The sequence below is a fragment of the Donghicola sp. XS_ASV15 genome (assembly GCF_041224595.1).
Lineage (GTDB): Bacteria > Pseudomonadota > Alphaproteobacteria > Rhodobacterales > Rhodobacteraceae > Donghicola.
On record NZ_JBGFGN010000159.1, the window covers coordinates 1 to 2,193 of the forward strand.

The following is a 2,193-nucleotide window of genomic DNA, read 5'->3' on the forward strand; positions in this document are numbered from 1 at the left end:
CATCGTAACCACCAAGGAGTGGATCTATGGACGCCCCCCGCGCAAGGTGTTTTTCACGATAGTAGCAGCGGCATTGGATGCGTGAATCTATCCGGCCTTTCTTGAAGCATTTCGGTTGCTTCTGGCCTCGATGGGATCCGCGTGGTTTCAGTGCCTTCTAAGATGACCGGCCTTTGATGGCCATCACTCCTTACAGGCTTAGAATTGGCGGCCCCTGCCGTTACACCATCGTTTTTCACCTCGCATTCCTAGAAGCCGGAACGCCCGGCACCTATTGCTGCGATTATACAGCTTTGTAGTCTTCTCCACTGCGCAACACTGCCCAAGCGATGCGCGCGGTCTTGTTGGCGATGGCTACAAGAGTTTTGTTGTGGCCTGCCCGTACAAGTAGGTTTTGCGCCCACTTCGCGCGTTGATCATTTCGGCTTGCTATCCGGATCAAGACGGATCTGGCACCGTGGATGAGCTGGCGCCGCAAGTATTGGTTCCCCTGTTTTCCTATGCCACCGAGCCGAGGCTTGCCACCAGTCGTATACTGCCGTGGAACCAGCCCTATCCACGCCGCAAGAGCCCGACCCGACGAGAAGTGCCGTCCGTCATCAACGGCAGCGACCATTGCGGTTGCGATCACCGGTCCGACACCGGGAAGGGTAGATAGGCGTTTACAGCGTGCATCCTTTCTGCAGATCGTGACAAGCTTTCGGTCAATCTCATTGACGCGCCTGTCCAGCGCTTCGAATTCGGAGATCAAGGCAGTGAAGTTCTGCTTTGCCAGAGTTGACAGGCCTGCTTCAGCGACGGCATTTCTGATGTCTTTCCGGAACCGACAAGCACCAACCGGAATGACTACGCCATATTCCGCCAGAAGGCCGCGGATGTGGTTTATCAATCCTGTTCTTTGTGTAATGAGCCGATCACGTGTTCGATGTAACATTTGCAAATCCTGTTGATCGGTCGTCTTTACTGGGACGAAACGCATGGTTGGACGCAACGCGGCTTCGTGGATCGCCTCCGCATCTACCGCGTCATTTTTAGAGCCTTTGACAAATGGCATCACAAAACGGGGGTGAATGAGTCGCACTGGAAAACCTAATGCCTCGAAAAGCCGACCCCAATGATGGGCACTGGCGCAGGCTTCCATGGCTACGGCTTCCGGGGAAATCTCTTGTACCACGGATTTGAGTTTCGAACGGGTTACTTTCTTCGAGATCACCTTGCCTTCACTGGTGATGCCGTGGATGTGAAAGGACTGTTTTCCCAAATCGATCGCAAGTAACTGCATTTTTGAACTCCTTCTACTTGCTGCGTCTGCCGAAAATTATCGGCCTGGGTGCAAGGGGCGTCCATTCCATAAGATGAGACAGAAACCCGGAACCAAACAGAGCCCCGGCGAGAAGGTCGTTAAAGATATCCGCCGAGCCACCCGCAAGCAGTATTCAGCGGAAGAGAAGATCAGGATCGTGCTGGACGGCCTGAAAGGCGAGGACAGCATTGCCGATCTGTGCCGACGAGAAGGAATTGCGCAGAGCCTTTACTACAGTTGGTCCAAGGAGTTCCTCAAAGCTGGCAAGAAGCGCCTCGCCGGTGATACCGCACGTGCAGCGACGTCGACCGAGGTCAAAGATCTTCGCCGTGAGGCACGCGATCTGAAGGAAGTCGTTGCCGAACAGGCCCTGGAGCTACGGCTGCACAAGAAAAGCATGCTCGGGGATGGGGGCGACGACGAATGAGATATCCCGCATCCGAGAAGCTGGAGATCATCCGGCTGGTGGAAGGATCGTACCTGCCGACCAAGCGCACGCTGGATACGCTCGGCATCCCCAGAACGACCTTCTATCGGTGGTATCACCGATATCTTGCCGGTGGCCCCGAGGCACTTGAGGATCGCAGCCCCAGGCCATCACGGGTCTGGAACCGTATTCCTCAGCCGGTGCGCGAGAAGATCAAGGACCTGGCTCTGAAGGAAAGCGATCTGTCGCCGCGCGAGTTGGCTGTGCGGTTCACCGACACGGAAAAGTACTTTGTGTCAGAGGCTTCGGTCTATCGCATCCTCAAGTCCTACGACCTGATCACCAGCCCGGCCTATGTGGTTTTGTCCGCCGCCAACGAGTTCCACGACAAGACCACACGGCCGAACCAACTCTGGCAGACCGACTTCACCTATCTCAAGGTCATCGGCTGGGGTTGGTTCTA

1 protein-coding gene and 1 pseudogene are annotated in these 2,193 nt (G+C 55.6%); one reads left to right on the forward strand and one right to left on the reverse strand.

From position 1 onward, the window contains the following. Positions 1-283: 283 nt before the first annotated feature. Positions 284-1,282 carry an IS110 family transposase gene (locus AB9K37_RS16275; protein ID WP_369840747.1) on the reverse strand — a complete coding sequence of 333 codons (999 nt, stop codon included), beginning with the start codon at positions 1,280-1,282 and terminating at the stop codon, positions 284-286. Positions 1,283-1,355: 73 nt separating this feature from the next. Between AB9K37_RS16275 and AB9K37_RS16280 the strand changes: the two are divergent. Next, a pseudogene (locus AB9K37_RS16280) lies at positions 1,356-2,193 on the forward strand (transposase); the annotation flags it as partial.

What these genes read in the sequence shown, in the direction of transcription:
- AB9K37_RS16275 (WP_369840747.1), bottom strand. Translation starts at nt 1,282, where the DNA reads ATGCAGTTACTTGCGATCGATTTGGGAAAACAGTCCTTTCACATCCAC.